The organism is Cellulomonas sp. NTE-D12, assembly GCF_027923705.1.
Taxonomy (GTDB): Bacteria; Actinomycetota; Actinomycetes; order Actinomycetales; family Cellulomonadaceae; genus Cellulomonas.
Genome location: NZ_AP026442.1, coordinates 1902984 through 1919203 on the forward strand (window position 1 = coordinate 1902984; position 16220 = coordinate 1919203).

The 16220-nt window shown below is 72.1% G+C and carries 15 protein-coding genes and 1 pseudogene; 9 read left to right on the plus strand and 7 right to left on the minus strand.

The features are described from left to right. Positions 1 to 29: 29 nt before the first annotated feature. Together QMF98_RS08755 and QMF98_RS08760 are read right to left on the minus strand one after the other, a co-directional pair. Positions 30 to 986, minus strand: a complete 957-nt coding sequence (locus tag QMF98_RS08755; RefSeq protein ID WP_337972724.1) for a helix-turn-helix domain-containing protein — start codon at positions 984 to 986, stop codon at positions 30 to 32. Positions 987 to 1428: 442 nt separating this feature from the next. Further along, positions 1429 to 1818: an HNH endonuclease gene (locus QMF98_RS08760; RefSeq protein WP_337972725.1), complete on the minus strand. Its 390-nt coding sequence runs from the start codon at positions 1816 to 1818 to the stop codon at positions 1429 to 1431. Between the two features lie 98 nt (positions 1819 to 1916). Here QMF98_RS08760 and QMF98_RS08765 point away from each other — a divergent pair, with 98 nt between their 5' ends. The 5 genes from QMF98_RS08765 (at position 1917) to QMF98_RS08785 (ending at position 7026) form a co-directional block, all read left to right on the plus strand. Continuing rightward, positions 1917 to 2642, plus strand: coding sequence for a DNA-3-methyladenine glycosylase (locus tag QMF98_RS08765; protein ID WP_490715600.1), 726 nt, complete (start codon positions 1917 to 1919; stop codon positions 2640 to 2642). 36 nt (positions 2643 to 2678) lie between these two features. After that, positions 2679 to 3251: a DUF488 domain-containing protein gene (locus QMF98_RS08770; protein WP_337972727.1), complete on the plus strand. Its 573-nt coding sequence runs from the start codon at positions 2679 to 2681 to the stop codon at positions 3249 to 3251. 75 nt (positions 3252 to 3326) lie between these two features. After that, on the plus strand, positions 3327 to 3881 hold the full coding sequence (locus QMF98_RS08775) for a PadR family transcriptional regulator (protein ID WP_291757379.1): 555 nt from the start codon (positions 3327 to 3329) through the stop codon (positions 3879 to 3881). A 3-nt stretch (positions 3882 to 3884) separates the two neighbouring features. After that, positions 3885 to 5564, plus strand: a complete 1680-nt coding sequence (locus tag QMF98_RS08780; protein ID WP_337972728.1) for an ABC1 kinase family protein — start codon at positions 3885 to 3887, stop codon at positions 5562 to 5564. Between the two features lie 256 nt (positions 5565 to 5820). Continuing rightward, entirely contained in the window at positions 5821 to 7026 is a 1206-nt protein-coding gene (locus QMF98_RS08785; protein ID WP_337972729.1) for an EAL domain-containing protein, read from the plus strand. Between the two features lie 78 nt (positions 7027 to 7104). Here QMF98_RS08785 and QMF98_RS08790 read toward each other — a convergent pair whose 3' ends face one another. Both QMF98_RS08790 and QMF98_RS08795 read right to left on the minus strand, forming a co-directional pair. Beyond that, positions 7105 to 8886, minus strand: a complete 1782-nt coding sequence (locus tag QMF98_RS08790) for an oleate hydratase (protein ID WP_337972730.1) — start codon at positions 8884 to 8886, stop codon at positions 7105 to 7107. 40 nt (positions 8887 to 8926) lie between these two features. Next, on the minus strand, positions 8927 to 9577 hold the full coding sequence (locus QMF98_RS08795) for a TetR/AcrR family transcriptional regulator (protein ID WP_337972731.1): 651 nt from the start codon (positions 9575 to 9577) through the stop codon (positions 8927 to 8929). Positions 9578 to 9792: 215 nt separating this feature from the next. Here QMF98_RS08795 and QMF98_RS08800 point away from each other — a divergent pair, with 215 nt between their 5' ends. Continuing rightward, on the plus strand, positions 9793 to 10302 hold the full coding sequence (locus QMF98_RS08800) for a DUF1003 domain-containing protein (RefSeq protein ID WP_337972732.1): 510 nt from the start codon (positions 9793 to 9795) through the stop codon (positions 10300 to 10302). A 30-nt stretch (positions 10303 to 10332) separates the two neighbouring features. On the opposite strand, the gene QMF98_RS08805 is transcribed toward QMF98_RS08800, so the two are convergent. Both QMF98_RS08805 and QMF98_RS08810 read right to left on the minus strand, forming a co-directional pair. Next, positions 10333 to 10953: a sulfocyanin-like copper-binding protein gene (locus QMF98_RS08805; RefSeq protein WP_337972733.1), complete on the minus strand. Its 621-nt coding sequence runs from the start codon at positions 10951 to 10953 to the stop codon at positions 10333 to 10335. Continuing rightward, positions 10950 to 11261, minus strand: coding sequence for an SHOCT domain-containing protein (locus tag QMF98_RS08810; protein ID WP_337972734.1), 312 nt, complete (start codon positions 11259 to 11261; stop codon positions 10950 to 10952). Before QMF98_RS08810 ends, QMF98_RS08805 begins: the two co-directional genes overlap by 4 nt. Before the next feature lie 242 nt (positions 11262 to 11503). On the opposite strand from QMF98_RS08810, the gene QMF98_RS08815 reads away from it, so the two are divergent. Beyond that, positions 11504 to 12154, plus strand: a complete 651-nt coding sequence (locus QMF98_RS08815) for a thioredoxin-like domain-containing protein (RefSeq protein WP_337972735.1) — start codon at positions 11504 to 11506, stop codon at positions 12152 to 12154. A gap of 197 nt (positions 12155 to 12351) precedes the next feature. Here the strand turns inward: QMF98_RS08815 and QMF98_RS17020 are convergent. Next, positions 12352 to 12687, minus strand: a pseudogene (locus QMF98_RS17020) (prolipoprotein diacylglyceryl transferase family protein); the annotation flags it as partial. Positions 12688 to 13007: 320 nt separating this feature from the next. Between QMF98_RS17020 and QMF98_RS08820 the strand changes: the two are divergent. Further along, positions 13008 to 15395, plus strand: coding sequence for a heavy metal translocating P-type ATPase (locus QMF98_RS08820; RefSeq protein ID WP_337972736.1), 2388 nt, complete (start codon positions 13008 to 13010; stop codon positions 15393 to 15395). Between the two features lie 426 nt (positions 15396 to 15821). Beyond that, positions 15822 to 16082: a M15 family metallopeptidase gene (locus tag QMF98_RS17025; RefSeq protein WP_490715667.1), complete on the plus strand. Its 261-nt coding sequence runs from the start codon at positions 15822 to 15824 to the stop codon at positions 16080 to 16082. The last annotated feature ends 138 nt before the right edge of the window (positions 16083 to 16220 follow it).

The following is a 16220-nucleotide window of genomic DNA, read 5'->3' on the forward strand; positions in this document are numbered from 1 at the left end:
CGGCGGGGGCGGCGACATCCGCCCCTGGGCTACGCGACCGGGCGCCGTCGGGCCGCGAACGTGGCGCGGTAGTCCTGGGGCGGTACGCCGACCGCCGCTCGGAAGTGGTGCCGCAGCAGCGAACCTGAACCGAAGCCGCATGCGCGAGCCACCGCCTCGATGTCCTGGTCGGTCTCCTCGAGCAGCTCCCGAGCCCGCTGGACGCGTTGGGCGGTCAGCCACCGCGCCGGCGTGGTGCCCGTCTGCGCCACGAAGCGCCGGGCGAACGTTCGGGGAGACGCCAGGGCACGCGCCGCCAGGGACGCGACGCTGTGCGGCTCGGCGAGGTTGGCCTCGGCCCACGCCAGCACGTCGCGGAGCGCGTCGTCGTCGCACTCCGGGACGGGCGCCACGATGTACTGGCGTTGTCCGCCGTCACGTTGGGGCGGGACCACCATCCGGCGCGCGATCGTGTTGGCGACGCCGGCGCCGAGCTCCTGGCGCACCACGTGCAGGCACGCGTCGATACCGGCGGCTGTGCCCGCGCTGGTCACCACCTGGCCGTCGTCCACGTAGAGCACGTCCGGGTCCACGTCGACCGTCGGGTACCGCTCGGCGAGCTCTCGGGCGTACCTCCAGTGCGTGGTGGCGCGCCGACCGTCGAGGACGCCGGCTGCGGCGAGCACGAACACCCCCGAGCAGACGGACAGCAGACGGGTGCCGCGCGCATGTGCGGCTCGGACCGTCCGGAGCGCCCTCTCGTCGTAGTGGCCAATCGTGGCGGCCGGGATCGTCAGCAGGTCAACGTCCTCGAGCTCGGCCAGGCTGTGGGTGACCTCCACCCGCACGCCGACCGCAGCGTCGACGCGAGGCCGGGCGGCGGCGATCCGCAGGTCGAACGACGGGACTCCCTCGTCGGTGCGGTCGATGCCGAAGACCTCGCAGACCACCCCGAACTCGAACATCGCCAGCCCGTCGACCAGCAGCACACCAACGGTACGGAGCATCCGGCGATGCTATCCGTCCTGGCAGGATCTTGCCGCACGGCGTCATTTCTGCCACTGTCGCGGGCCTGGCTCCGCGACCACGCTGGATACATGTCGCTCCTCCCCGTCCTCCTGTTCCTGGCTCTCCTCGTGGCGCCGCTCGTCGCCCTCGTCCGCGGTCCCGGCTGGCCCACCGCCGGCCCGAACCACCCCGATTCCGACCGGCTGCACACGGAGCGGCTCGCCGTGCAGGCGCGATGGGGCGAGGCTCACGACGGCGACCGCAGTCCGGCCCGATCGTCGAAGGGCCGTGCGGGAAGCCAGCGCGCGGCACGTCCCTCGGCGCACGGCCGGACGACTTGCCTCGGGCGCGGGCTCAGGCGCCGATCGGCCTGACGCGTCCTGGGCAGCCGCGGCGCCGAACCTCCGACCACGTCGGTCCTACCGACCCCCAGCGGCGAGGTCAGCCTGCCTCCGGGACCGCCGGCCTCGAGCCGCCTTCCACGGCGAACCGCTGCACGAGGGCCGCGGTGATCTGACGATGGCGCAGCAGGAAGGCGCTCTCGTCGAGCCGCTTGCGCCGCAGCCAGCCCGTGACCTCGTCGTTGCACTTGCTGGCGTTGCAGGAGCGGCATGCCGGCGCGATGTTGTCCAGCGTGTAGCGGCCGCCACGAGAGAGGGGGAGCACGCAGTCGCGCTGCAGCGGCGAGTCGACCGCTCCGCAGTACGCGCAGCCGCCCCAGGCGGCCTGGATCGCTGTCCACTGGGCATCGGTCAGGTCGTGCTCGACGCTGTCCATCCGCCGCTTGCGCCGGCGGGCCGCCCTGGCCTTCCGGGTGCGCGCGACCGCCATGCGGCAAACGTAGGCGCCCCTGGGTGGCGCGCGGCGTCCGCCTCGCCCGGGCGCGATCGACCGGTCCCTGCGCGACAGCCGCGCGTGGAGGGGTGACGATGGCAGACCGGTGCGCCCCGCGGCCAGGCGGGGAACCAGGGCGAGACCCGGGCTGGAGGCGAGACGATGTGCCGCTCGATGGACTGACACGAGACTTCTTCGCCCGCCCGGTCCTGCAGGTGGCACCCGAGCTCCTGGGCTGCACCGTCTCGCACGCGGGCGTCACGGTCCGTCTGACCGAGGTGGAGGCGTACGACGGGTCGAACGACCCCGGCTCGCACGCCTTCAGAGGCGTCACCGCGCGCACGCGCGTGATGTTCGGCGAGCCCGGGCACCTGTACGTCTACTTCACCTACGGCATGCACTGGTGCGCCAACCTCGTGTGCGGTTCGTCAGGCGTCGCGCGCGGTGTGCTGATGCGGGCCGGCGAGGTGGTCGACGGGCTCGACCTCGCCCGTTCTCGCAGGGCCGGAGTCCGCGACCGCGACCTGGCCAGGGGGCCTGCGCGGCTGGCCAAGACGCTGGCGCTCGGCCGCGACGACAACGGCGTCGACGTCTGCTCGCCGAGCAGCGCCTTCGTGGTGCGGGCGCCGTTCCGTGATCCGTCGGCCGGCTCGTCCGGCGCCCGCGTGAGGACGGGCCCACGCGTGGGCATCAGCGGGCTCGGCGGTGACGCTGCGGCGTACCCCTGGCGATTCTGGCTCGACGGCGAGGCCACCGTGTCGGTCTACAGGGAGGCCGCGGTCAGACGGCCACGGGCCGCTGACCAGCCGACGGGTCGGTAGGGCCGTCCACCGTTCGCGCTGCCGAGGAGCTCGGGGATGAGAGAGATCTGGACCATCGGGCACTGGACGTGCCCGGAGCAGACGTTCGTCGCCAGGCTCGTCGCCATCCGCATCGGCGTGCTCGCGGACGTCCGCGCCCACCCCGGCTCGCGGACCAGCCCGCAGTTCAGCCGCGACCTCATGCCGGGGTGGCTGGCGCGGGCGTCCGTCGGCTACGTGCACCTCGAGAGGCTCGGTGGTCGTCGCGCCAAGCAGGACGTCGACAGCCGCATCAACTCGGGCTGGCAGAACGCCAGCTTCAAGAACTACGCCGACTACACGCTGCTGCCGGCGTACCAGGAGGGGATCGACGAGCTGCTGCAGCTGGCCACCGAGCGCCGCGTCGCCGTCATGTGTGCCGAGCCGATGCCGTGGCGATGTCATCGACTGCTCATCTCCAACACGCTGACCGCCCGTGGCTGGACCGTGCGGCACATCGTCCGCGACTCCGACCCGCGGGTGCACCGGCTCGGACAGTGGGGCGCGGCGCCGGTGGTCGGCGCCGACGGTCGCCTGACGTACCCCGGTCCGATGCGTGACGAGGCGAGCGGGGGACCCGGGACCGGTTGACGATGCCACCCTCGTCCAGTCTGTGCGATGCTTAGCGATATATCGTCGAGTATCGCGATCAAGAGGAGTCGGACCATGTACCACCACAGCAGCAAGGCAGCCTTCGGTCCCGACCTGGGCAGCTTCGCCCGCAACATCGCCGGCTTCGGCATGGGCGGACCGGGCCCGCGCTTCCCGTACCCCGGGCGCGCGCGGCGCGGGGACATCCGCACCGCGGTGCTGCGGGTGCTGGCGGACGAGCCGATGCACGGCTACCAGATCATCCAGGAGCTGTCCGCACGCAGCGGCGGCACCTGGAACCCGAGCGCGGGCTCGGTGTACCCCACCTTGCAGCTGCTCGCGGACGAGGGACTGGTCGTCGCCGCCGAGAGCGGTGGCAAGCGGGTCTTCTCGCTCACCGACGCCGGCCGGGCGGCCGTCGCCGACCTGACCGACGAGCCCGCACCGTGGGACGTGGCGGCCGCCCAGTCCGACGTCACCGGGTACGCCGCGCTGCGCGAAGCCGGGATGCGGCTGGCCGCGGCGGTGGTGCAGATCGGCAAGTCCGGCGACAAGACTCAGATCATGTCGACCATCGAGATCCTCAACGGCGCGCGCAAGCAGGTCTACACGCTGCTCGCCCAGGACTGAGACGTGACGGAGTCGCCCCGGCTGCGCGCCCGGTACCGGCGGATCGTCACATTCTTCGCCGGGGTGACGGCGAGCTTCATCTTCTGGGAGATCGTCCTGCCCCGGTTGGGGCTGCAGCGGTGGTCGGACTCCAGCCGGGCGCACCGGAACCGTCGCACGGCGGTGCGGTTCCGGGCGCTCGCCCTGGCCATGGGCGGCCTGATGATCAAGGTCGGCCAGTTCCTCTCGGCACGCCTGGACGTGCTCCCGGCTGAGATCACCGAGGAGCTGGCGGGTCTGCAGGACGAGGTGCCGCCTGCCGCGTTCGCCGACATCCGGCGGTGCGCCGAGCAGGAGCTCGGGTGCACCTTGGCCGAGGCCTTCCGCACCTTCGACGAGGCGCCGCTGGCTGCAGCCTCGCTGGGCCAGGCCCACCGGGCGGTGCTCCGGGCCGCCGACGCGGCCGAGACGGGGTTCGCACAGGTCGTCGTGAAGGTCCAGCGGCCGGACATCGATCGGATCGTCGCCGTCGACCTCGCAGCCCTGCGCCGGGTGGGTCGCTGGTTGACCCGGTACCGGCCGGTCAGCAGCCGAGCGGACGTGCCGGCACTCGTGGAGGAGTTCGCGACCACGACGCTGGAGGAGCTGGACTACACCGCCGAGGCGCGCAACGCCGAGCACTTCCGCTGGGTCTTCGAGAACGACGACCGGGTCGGCGTGCCGCGGGTGGCCTGGGAGCACTCACGGCTGCGGGTGCTGACCCTCGAGGACGTCTCGGCGATCCGCCTCGGCGACTACGACGCGATCACCGCCGCGGGGATCGACCGCGCACAGGTCGCCGAGAAGCTGGTGGAGACCTACCTGCAGCAGATCTTCGACGACGGGGTGTTCCACGCCGACCCGCATCCCGGGAACCTCTTCGTCTCGCCCGTCGACGGGCACCGCGGGCAGTTCCGCCTGACGTTCATCGACTTCGGGATGGTCGGCCGGGTCCCCGACACGCTGCGCGCCTCGCTGCGAGAGGCGTTGATCGCCGTCGGCACCCAGGACTCCGCCCGGCTCGTGGCCGCCTTCACGTCCATGGGGGTGCTGCTGCCCACCGCCGACACCAAGGCGATGGACCTCGCCGTGGCCCAGGTCTTCGACCGCTTCGGCGGCATGGCGATGAGCGACCTGCGCAACATCAGCCACAAGGAGATGGCGGAGATCGGCCTGCAGTTCCGTGAGCTGCTGGTCAGCATGCCGTTCCAGCTGCCGGAGAACCTCCTGCTGCTCGGCCGGACGCTGGCGGTCCTGTCGGGGATGTGCGCCGGGCTGAACCCCGACTTCAACCTGTGGACGTCGATCACGCCGTACGCCACCACGCTGGTCTCCGGAGATGCCGGCGAGGGTGGTCTGTGGAGCACGATCACCACGGAGGGCGCCAAGATCGCCCAGTCGCTCGTGGCGCTCCCCGCGCGCACCGACCGGATCCTGACCCTCGTCGAGCGCGGTGACCTCTCGGTGAAGACGCCGCTGCTCGAGCTGCGGGTCCGGCAGCTGGACCGCTCGGTGCGGCAGATCCCGATGGCGATCGCCTTCGCGGCGCTCCTGCTGGCCGGCGCCGTGCTCTACCCGGCCGAGCCGACCTTCGCCAAGGTGCTCATGGCCGGGTCGGTGCTGCCGCTCGTCGGCGCCCTGCGGCGTGGACGTCGGCACCGCTAGGGCGTTCCACCCGCGCGCGCCGAGCACGACGACCGTCCGCGGGGAGCTTCTCCACCCGGCCTGAGGGCTCAGACCGAGACCTCGCCGGTCGATGCTCTGGTATGCACGCAGTGGTGCCTCGCCTGGCGACCGCCAGCCGGATGCCCGACGACTCCGGGGGAGCTGTGGCCGGTCTCAGGTGCACCGTCGGGGCTGGCGGCCGGGCCCGGACCCGCCACGTCCCGCACCCGGCGAGCCCGGTCGCGGGGGACTCCTCGTGAAGCTCCCCAGCGGGGTGGGCGAGACCGCGCAGGCGGGGATGTCGTCGCACACCCGCGAACGCCTCGGGCACCTCCTGGACACGTCGACGCGAACCGGCCCCGCATTCGCCGCCGCCCTGATCGTCCTGACGGTCGCCGCCGCCTGGCTCGGCACGTATGCAGCCGGGGGGACCAAGTCCGTGCTGCCCCAGATGTTCTACCTGCCGATCATCTTCGCTGCCGGGCGCTTCGGGTGGGCCGGTGCGGCCGCCACCGCGGGCCTCTCGGGGATCGTGACCGGTCCACTGATGCCGCTCGACGTGGCGGCGGGACTGGCTCAGACCCCGGAGGCGTGGGTCGCACGCCTCATCGCCTTCCTGACGGTCGGCGTCGTCGTGGCGTGGCTGACCGGGGAGTCGCGCGTCTCCGTCATCGACTTCGCTCGCGACGCTCGTGCCGCGCGAGTCCTCCTGCGCGGCCTCGAACGCGGGGACTTCACGGTCCACTATCAACCGGTGGTCGACCTGAGCACCCGCCGCACCACCGGGTTCGAGGCGCTGTGCCGGTGGGAGGGGGAGGCGCTCGGCGCGGCGTCCCCCTCCGTCTTCATCCCGCTCGCCGAACGGACCGGGACCGTCGGCCCGATCGGGCAGTTCGTGCTGCGCGAAGCCCTTCGTCAAGGTGCGGCCTGGCAGGGCGACGGGTGCGACGTGGTCATGGCGGTCAACGTCTCGGCGCACCAGCTCAGCGAGCCCGACCTGTTCTCGCAGGTGCGCACCGCGCTCCTGGACGCAGGGCTGCGGCCCGAGAACCTGTGCATCGAGATCACCGAGACGGCCATCGTGCGGGACCGTCCCACGGCGCTCGGCCACGTCCGGGCCCTGCACGACCTCGGGGTCACGATCGCGCTGGACGACTTCGGCAGCGGGCAGGCCTCGCTGGCCTACCTGCTCGACTTCCCCATCGACATCCTGAAGATCGACGTGGCGTTCGTCAGCACGGTGGATTCGGACGCCAGGAGCGCGGCGCTCGTGAGCGGCATCGTCCAGCTGGCCCGGGCGCTGGGCGCCAAGACGATCGCCGAGGGCATCGAGCGGCCCGAGCAGCTCGACACGCTGCGCGCGATCGGCTGCGACTACGGCCAGGGCTACCTCCTGGGCCGACCCGGGCCGGCGCCCTCCGGCCCGGCGCTGCTCGCCTCGGACCGCCCGGCGGCGATGTAGAGCACGTCGAGACACCGGCGGAGCGGTCGACCCGCTCGACCGAGCCGGTGCGCTCGGTCGAGCGGGTCGGGACGGCGGTCAGCCGCGGACGAGACCGTGCTCGGCGAGCAGCCGGGCGATCTGGGTGCCGCCCACCAGGCCGTTCAGCACCTGACGGCCGAGCGGCCCGCCGGGGATGTCGAGCGGCGCGCCGTCCCGCAGGTCGCTCGTCGCCTGCAGCAGCGTGCGGATGTCGTAGGTGGAGCCGAACACCTCGGGGATGCCGCGATCGATGTCGAGCAGCGTGTAGACGGCCTCCATCGGCGTCCGCACGGAGTACTCGACGGTGAAGATGATGTCCCGCTGCTTGGTCTCGGCGAACTGGCCGATGAAGGCGAAGTTCACCGATCCGTCGGGCACGACGTCCGGTCGGTCGCCAGCCTGGCGCGGCATGAAGAACGCCGTGACGTACGGCATCATCACCGGCACGGTCTTCGCGCCCGTGGCGGCCAGCTCGGGGATCTCCTCAACCGGAACACCCATGTGGTACAGCCACTCCTGGGTGATCTCCTCGCCGGTGCACTCCTGCATCGGCTTCTTCACGAAGTCGCCGGGCCGGTCGACGAACAGCGCGTAGACCCACGCGACGATCTCGTCCGGCTTCTGCTGCTTGAAGTGCGGCTGGCGGTTCACGGTCCACGACAGCAGCCAGCTGGAATCGCGCGCGGTGACGATGCCGCCGGTGACCACCTTGCCGGCGAACGGGTCGCGGCCGGCGATCTTCTCGATGTAGCGGGGGATGCGCTCGTCGAGCGTGGTGACGGTCGCCGACTCCCACTTGCTCTCGGGGATGTGCGAGCCGAACACGTCCGGGTGCCCGAACGACGGGTCCTTGGCGGCGATGCGTCGCCACAGGTCCCAGGCCGGTGCCGGCCCCTCGTCCAGCCGTGCCGGCGTGTGGTGGTCGCCGTTGTCGGAGTTCTCGGTGAGTGATCCGATGGTCATGAACAGCAGGTCGTTCTCGGACAGGTCGACGCCGTCACCGCCGGCGCCGTTCTCGCCCGACACCCAGTGGATCCGGGTGGCCTGCTTGCGGCCGGTGCCGGGGTCGATGTCGAAGTCGACGTCGGTGACCTCGGTCTCGAACCGGAACACGACCCCCTGGTCCAGCAGCCAGGTGTACAGCGGCAGCACGAAGGACTCGTACTGGTTGTACTTGCTGAACTGCAGGGCGCTCATGTCGCCCAAGCCGCCCATGTGGTGGATGAAACGGTGCAGGTACAGCTTCATCTCCAGGGCGGAGTGCCACTCCTCGAACGCGAGCATGGTCCGCCAGTACAGCCAGAAGTTGCTGGCGAAGAACTCGGGGGAGAAGACCTCGTTGATCCGCTTGTTCTCCAGCTGCTCACGGGTGGCGAGGAAGACCTTGATGAGCTCCTTCTGCGCCTTCTCCGACATGTCGAACTTCGCGTCCGTGCGGGCGTCCTGACCCTGCTTCTCGGTGACCCGCAGCAGGCTGTAGTTCGGGTCGTCCTTGTTCAACCAGTAGAACTCGTCGAGCACGCTCGCCCCCTCGATCTCCAGGGAGGGGATCGACCGGAACAGCTCCCAGAGCAGCTCGTAGTGGCTCTCGAGCTCACGTCCGCCGCGGATCACGAAGCCCTTCTCCGGCTCCTTGATGCCGTCGAGCGCACCGCCCGGCAGACGCAGCCGCTCGAGGATCGTGATCCGCGAGCCCGGCATCTGCCCGTCGCGGATGAGGAAGGCGGCACCGGCGAGCGAAGCGAGCCCCGCACCCACGAACCACGCCGTCTTGTCGTCCACGCCGGCAGGCTTGCGGGGACGCGCGAACGCCTCGTAGTTGCCGCTGCTGTAGTACATCGCCTTGCCTTTCGCTGTAGTCGTCCCGGGGGCCGGATGGCTAGCGGGAGGTGTCCTCGACGGACGACGCCAGGAATCCCTGGACGATCTGGGCCACCTGCTCGCGCAGCTCCTCGCCGGTGTCGGCACCCGGGTGCGCTCCGGTCAGCGGCTGGGCGAGCAGCAGGTTGAGGACCGCGAAGACGCTCCGGGCGGCACGGGCGGCGCCGACGGCGTGGGCGGGCTCGTGCCGGCGCCCGGCGTCGACGGCGTCGAGCAGCCGGGTCGCGACGAGGTCCTCGAGGCGACCGACGAGGGCCAGCCCCTCGCCGCGGTACTTCTCCGTGGGACCACCGAACAGCAGCTCGCGCTGGTACACCGCCGCGTTGCGCAGGTCGTGCGCGCCGCTCAGCACCGTCCCGACGAGCGCGTTCACCGCCGCCGTGACGTCGGGCTCGGCCGCGGCCCTGCGGTCGCCCTCGTCGATCGCGGTGCGCAGCTGCTCGTTGTAGACCATGAGGAACAGCTCGCCCTTGGTCGCCGCGTAGCGGAACAGCGTGCCGGCGCCGACGTCGGCACGTTCGGCGATCTCCTGGGTGGTCACGCCGTCGAACCCGCGCTCGGAGAACAGCGCCGACGCGGCCTCGAAGATGCGCGTGTACTTCTCGCGGGCGTTGCGCTCACGCCGCCCGGGTGCTGGCGGGTTGGTCACGGATCCTCCGGTGGGCGGGGTCGTCGGCGGGCATCCTCACCAGCCAATTACGGAGCGTACTCCGTTTCGAGTGCACTCCGAAACCGTGGTCGCACCGCCCACCTCTCCACGCCCGGCGCCGCGCGCAGGGCCCTGCGCGGGCTGATCGGGCTCGGGCTCTAGCCTCGGTCGCAGACCGGCGGGATCGGCTCGCCGCGCACCGCGGAGACACGCCCATGAGCAGCGCAGCAGGCGCCCCGACCAGCCCCCGGAAGCACCCGATCCCGCATCTGCGGCCTCGCACGCTGCTGAAGCGAGCCGATCTGGCACTGGTTCATCCGACCGTGCTCGCCGAGGCGGAGCATCGCGCCGCGAGCCTTCAGCTGCGGGTCGCCGACGCCATCACGTCGTTCGCCGGCTCGATGTGGTTCGTGTATCTCCACATCCTGCTGTTCGCCGTCTGGATGTCGTGGTTCGAGCAGTCACCGTGGCCGACGTTGACCCTCATCGTGTCGCTCGAGGCGATCTTCCTGTCGACCTTCGTCATGATCGGGCAGAACAGGCAAGCAGCGTTCCAGCAGGCCAAGGCCGATCACGACTACCAGGAGCAGGAGTCGCTCCTGAAGGAGAACACCGAGCTCACCCGGCTCATCCACGCCCTGTCCGAAGAGATCCACGCGCGCGTGCTCGCCGAGGTGCAGGCCGGGTTGGCGGTCACGGCGCGGCCCGAAGAGCCGCCGCACTGAGCAGCACCGGCCGGCACGCTCATCGGCGGCTCAGGAGACGGTCAGCTCCGTGTACATCCCGGCCGCGTAGTGCCCGGGCAGGTTGCAGATCAGCTCGTACCGTCCGGCCGGCAGGTCGAGGGTGGTCCAGCCCGCGGTGCGCGGCGCGATGCCGTCGCCGGTGCCGGATCCCGCGCTGCGGGACGCCTCGCCGAGGCTGCCGGACTCGTCGACCGTGCCGTCGGCGCCCACGGATCGCGCGCCCACCTGCTGCCCGTCGGCCAGCGGCAGCACCACCAGCTCGTGGGTGCGCCATCCGGTGTTGGCGAGCACCAGCGAGACCGTCCCGGACGGTACGGCGGCCCGGTCCACGACCAGGCCCATGTGGCCGCGGCCGCCCATCATCGCGCCCATGTCGACCGCCGTGATGCGCACGGTGGTGCCGTCCAGCCGGGGCACGGCCGTGCCGACGCGACCGCTCATCATCCCGCCGGCGCCGTGACCCGGGCCGACGGAGCTCCAGCCGCGGTTCGTGGTCGCGCCGCCGCCGGCGTTGCCGGCCCAGGCGACGGTCGCCGCCACCGAACCGATGAGCAGGACGACCGCGGTGACCAGAGCGGCGAGCAGCCAGCTCCGCCGTCGTCGACGCGGTCCTGCCTCTGCGGCGCTCATCGGTTCCCCGGCTCGCCGAGCGCCGCACGCACCTGCTGGTACGTCGCCAGGTCGATCTCGCCCGCCGCGAGGCGTCGGTCGAGGAGCTCGAGCGGCGAGGGTGCCGGTGCCGGTCCGAAACCGGTCGGTGGCGGCGGGAACGGCACGCCGTCGTTCGCCCGGTGCCCGGATCGAGCCAGAGCGACCACCAGCCAGACGATCGCGGCGATCAGCAGCACCCAGAAGAGACCCATGAACACCCAGCCGACGCCCATCCCGGCGCCGTACCCACCCATCATGACGATCTCCTCGGACAGCCCGGCCGGCACGTTCCGCCGACCTGATGCGAACCAGGCTCCGGCAACGATGCGAAGGCTCGGACATCGCGATGGTTGAGATTCGATGAAGGACCGCCGCAGCGGCTCCCGGGTAGCCGCTCGTCCTCAGGCCCATGGTGTCCAATGGCGCGTCCAGGATCCGTGCCCGGCGGGCGCGCGCCGGTCCGCTGGTCCTCGGGCCGTTGCTGCACGACCCCGACCGTCGCCGTGACCCTTCTGAGAGGCGTTCATCGATGAGCAAGAAGCGCACCCCGGAGCTGACCGAGCGTCAGGCACGCCTTGCGGAGGTCAAGCAGGCGCAGCGGCGCGCCGAGCGGCGTCGCCGCCTGCTGGTCTGGACGATCGTCGGCGTCGTGGTGCTCGCGCTGGTCGGGACGACCGTCACCGTGCTCGTGCGCCAGGCCGACCAGGAGGCGAGCGTCCAGGCTGCTGCCAAGGCCCCGATCCAGGGCGTCAAGACGTTCTCCGACCTGTCCCGCAACCACGTCACCGGCACCGTCACGTACGCGCAGAACCCGCCCGTCGGTGGCGACCACTCCGAGATCGTGCAGAACTGCGGCTACTACTCCGCGCCGGTGGCCGACGAGAACGCCGTGCACTCCCTCGAGCACGGTGCGGTCTGGATCACCCACGACCCGAACCTTCCCGCGGCCCAGCTGGCCACCCTGAAGTCGCTGGCCGCGACGAGCTCCTACGTCCTGGTCACGCCCCGCGCCGGCCTGCCGGCGGAGGTGGTCGCCTCGGCATGGGGCCTGCAGCTGCAGCTGAGCTCGACGGACGACCCCCGACTGGCGGCCTTCGTCACGAAGTACGCCAACGGCCCCCAGACCCCGGAGCAGGGCGCCGCGTGCTCCGGCGGGACGGGGACGCCCGACGCGCCCTGACGGCCGGGCCCGCTCCAGCGTCCAGGGCACAGGGCGGCGACGAGCCGGCACCCGCGGTCACCGCACGAGCGGCAGCGCTCGGTGAGCGCCGTCGGTTCACCGTCGGCTGCACCTTCCGCCCGCCGCGCGCCGGCCCGGAGCACCAGGAGCGCACCGAACACGACGCCGAGCACAGCCCACAGCTGCGGCTGGGTGAGGCGCCCGAGCACCCGGATGGTGATCCGGAGCATGTCGACGAGGAACCGAGAGACGCCCGGCAGCACGAGGTAGGCGCCGAAGACACCGAGCGGCGCGAGCCGGCGCTCCAGGCGCCACAGGACCACGGTGATCACGACTGCGGCGAGCGCCTGGTGCAGCGGGGTGGGGTGCACGGGGACGCTCGTGGGCACGGCGCCGTTGGTGAACGTCACGCCCCAGGGCAGGGTGTTCGGCGTCCCGTAGGTGCCGTCGCCGGACAGGAAGCGGCCGATACGGCCGATGCCGTACGCGAGGGCGAGCGGCGGCGGCGCCGGCGACCTCGGCCGGCGGCAGATGGTGGCGCCGGATGATCACGAGGCCGGCGCGCGCCTCCCAGCAGCCACATCGCGACGAGCGCGGCCGCGGCCGTGCTGACGCCGTAGCTCTGGACGTGAAAGGTCCCGATCGAGAAGAGGACGGGCAGCACCGGCGACTCCTTCCGTGGCGTGCGCAGGGCGCACGTGGGCGCGCTCCGCCCGGGGACCACGGTCGCGGCGGTTCCCTCGCCGCCCGGCTCCCGTGCGATCGACGTTCGATCAAGGGGCACGGGACCGGTTGGCACATATACCCCCATGGGGTATATGTAGGCGCGGGGACGACGAGAGGGGACGGAACGATGCCGGATCGGACGATCACGCTGCAGGTGACCGGGATGCACGTGAGCGGCTCGGCCGGCACCGTCGAACGACGGCTCGCCGCCCGGCCGGGGGTCCACGCGGTGGCCGCGAACGCGGTCGCCCAGACAGCGACGGTGACGTACGACGCGAGCGAGACGTCGGCCGCCGAGCTGGAGCAGTGGGTGCGCGAGTGCGGCTACCACTGCGCGGGCCAGTCCGTCCCGACGCACGTGTGCGATCCCCACGCCGAGCCGGCTCAGCCCGGCTCCGCGACGCCCCACGACCACGGGACGCCTGACGGCCACGACGGGGACGTGGTCCACACCGCGGCGGGTCCGCACGAGGCGCACGAGGCACCGGCGACGTCCCCGCACGAGGCGATGGGCCACGGCGGTCACCACGTCGGCATGTCGATGGCGGCGATGGTCGCCGACATGCGGCGCAGGTTCGTGGTCGCCGCCGTCCTGTCGGTGCCGATCGTGCTGCTCTCGCCGATCGGTCGGGACGTCCTCGGGTTCACCGCGGCGGCACCGTTCGGCCTGCGGGACGACGTGGTCGCATTGGTGCTGTCGCTGCCGGTGATCTTCTACTCCGCCTGGATCTTCTTCAGCGGCGCCGTCTCGGCCCTGCGTGCACGGACCCTCGACATGATGGTGCTGGTCGCCGTCGGGGTCGGCACCGGGTGGGTGTACTCCGTCGTGGTCACCCTCACCGGCGGCGGCGACGTGTTCTACGAGGCGTCCACCGTGCTCGCCGCGTTCGTCCTGCTCGGCCACTGGCTCGAGATGCGGGCGCGGGGTGGCGCGAACGACGCGGTCCGCACCCTCCTGGAGCTGGCCCCGCCCAAGGCGGTGGTGCTGCGTGGCGACCAGGAGCTCGAGGTCTCCACCGACCAGGTGCAGGTCGGCGACCTCCTGCTGATCCGCCCCGGCGCCAAGGTGCCCGTGGATGCCGTCGTCGAGCAGGGGCAGTCGGAGCTGGACGAGTCGATGGTGACCGGCGAGAGCCTGCCGGTGGCCAAGGCCGTAGGCGACGATCTGGTGGGCGCCTCGATCAACACCACCGGCGCGCTGCGCGCGCGGGCCACCAAGGTCGGCGCGGACACCGCGCTGGCGCAGATCGTCAAGCTGGTCCAGGAGGCGCAGAACTCCAAGGCACCGGGTCAGCGGCTGGCGGACCGGGCGGCGTTCTGGCTGGTGCTCGTCGCCCTGGTCGGCGGCGGGCTGACGTTCGTCGTCTGGCTCGCGGCCGGTGCGGGGCTGCAGGCAGCGCTGCTCTTCGCGATCACCGTCGTGGTGATCACCTGCCCCGACGCCCTAGGGCTGGCCACGCCGACCGCGCTCATGGTCGGGACCGGGTTGGGCGCTCACCGGGGAGTGCTCTTCAAGAGCGCCGGCGCCCTGGAGTCGCTCGCGCGGGTGCAGACCGTCGTGATGGACAAGACCGGCACGCTCACCTTGGGGGCGCCCGCGGTCACCGACGTCCGCACCCACGAGCTGGACGCCGGCGAGGTGCTGCGCCTGGCCGCGGCCGTGGAGCGGGAGTCCGAGCACCCCCTGGCGCGGGCCGTGGTCGCCGACGCGGAGCGTCGGGGGCTCGCCGTGCCCGCAGCGACCTCGTTCCGCGCGGTACCCGGGCACGGGGCGGCTGGCCGGGTCGACGGCAGGACCGTCCTGGTGGGAAGCCGCACGCTCCTGGCAGAGGAAGGTGTCGACCCGGGTGTCGTGACGGCGGACCAGGACGAGCTGGCCGGCGCCGGCCGCACCGCCGTGCTCGTGGCCGTCGACGGCCACGCCGTCGGCGTGATCGGCCTCGCGGACGCGGTGCGACCGACGTCCGCGGCTGCTGTCCGGTCGCTGCACGACCTCGGGGTACGGGTCGTCATGCTCACCGGTGACAACCAGGGCACCGCCGACCGGATCGCCGCCGAGCTCGGCATCGACAGCGTGATCGCGCAGGTGCTGCCCGGCGACAAGGCGGCGGTGGTCGCCCGGCTGCAGGCCGACGGCACCCGCGTGGCCATGGTCGGCGACGGCGTGAACGACGCTCCCGCGCTGGCCGGCGCGGACGTCGGCATCGCGATCGGCGCCGGCACGGACGTGGCCATCGAGACCGCGGACGTCGTGCTGATGCGCTCCGACCCGATGGACGTCGCCGTGGCCCTGCGCATCGGACGCGGCACGCTGCGCAAGATGCGCCAGAACCTCGGATGGGCGATCGGCTACAACGCCGTCGCCCTGCCCATCGCCGCCGGCGTGCTCGCCCCGGCGTTCGGCCTGGTGCTGCGCCCGGAGATCGCGGCCTTGTCCATGTCCGGCTCGTCGCTGATCGTCGCCACCAACGCCCTGCTGCTCAAGCGGTTGAGGCTGCCGCCGGCCGTGAGGTGAACCGTCGGGTCGGGGAGGGACCAGGTCGGGTTCATCAGGTCGTGATCGAACGTCCCGCCGACCTTCGCGCTTGCGCCGCCAGCATGGCCGGGTGCGCGTACCCGACGTCGCCGCGGCGGCGGCCTCTGACCGGGTCGTCCGGCGTCGTGACCTGCGCGCACCTCGGCCGGGGCTGCGCCTGCAGCGGGGCAGCAGGCGGCCACCACCTGCTCGGGCGTGGTCGCGGGGCCACAGCTCAACGGGCGTCTGAGGTGGCGGACCTGTGCGACCTGTGGCAGAAGCCCTACCGAGACCGCGCCGACGCCGTCGTCTCGGCACTCGTCCTGAACGGCGCCTTCCAGCACCGCTTAGGCCGGCCCCAGGTGCCTCACGTCGGGGTACCGGACCCTGGAGGAACGGGCGGCACTGCGGATCACTCGCGGCGGTCTGGCGGCACCGCCAGGGACGAGCAACCACGGTTGGGGCCTGGCGATCGACTTCTGCCCGGACACCTGCACCCGCCCGGCCGGGGCGTGGCTGAGGGCGAACGGGCGCACCTATGGCTGGGACAACCCCTCCTGGGCCAGGCCCGGCGGAGTGGGCCCGTACGAGCCGTGGCACTGGGAGTTCGTCGTCGGGGTGAAGGCGCTGGCCGGACGGTCGCAGGCGGGCGGCGAGCCGTGTTCAGCGCTCCTCCTTGCGCGGTGAGCACCCGCTCGGACCCACGTCGCGGCGTCGCTCACCCGCGGCCTTCACCGAGTCTTGATCGTGCGTGCGGTCACCGTTGACGCGGGCCTCCGATGCTGGTGGAACGGGCACCGATCGGCGTCCCTTCGAACGATGAGC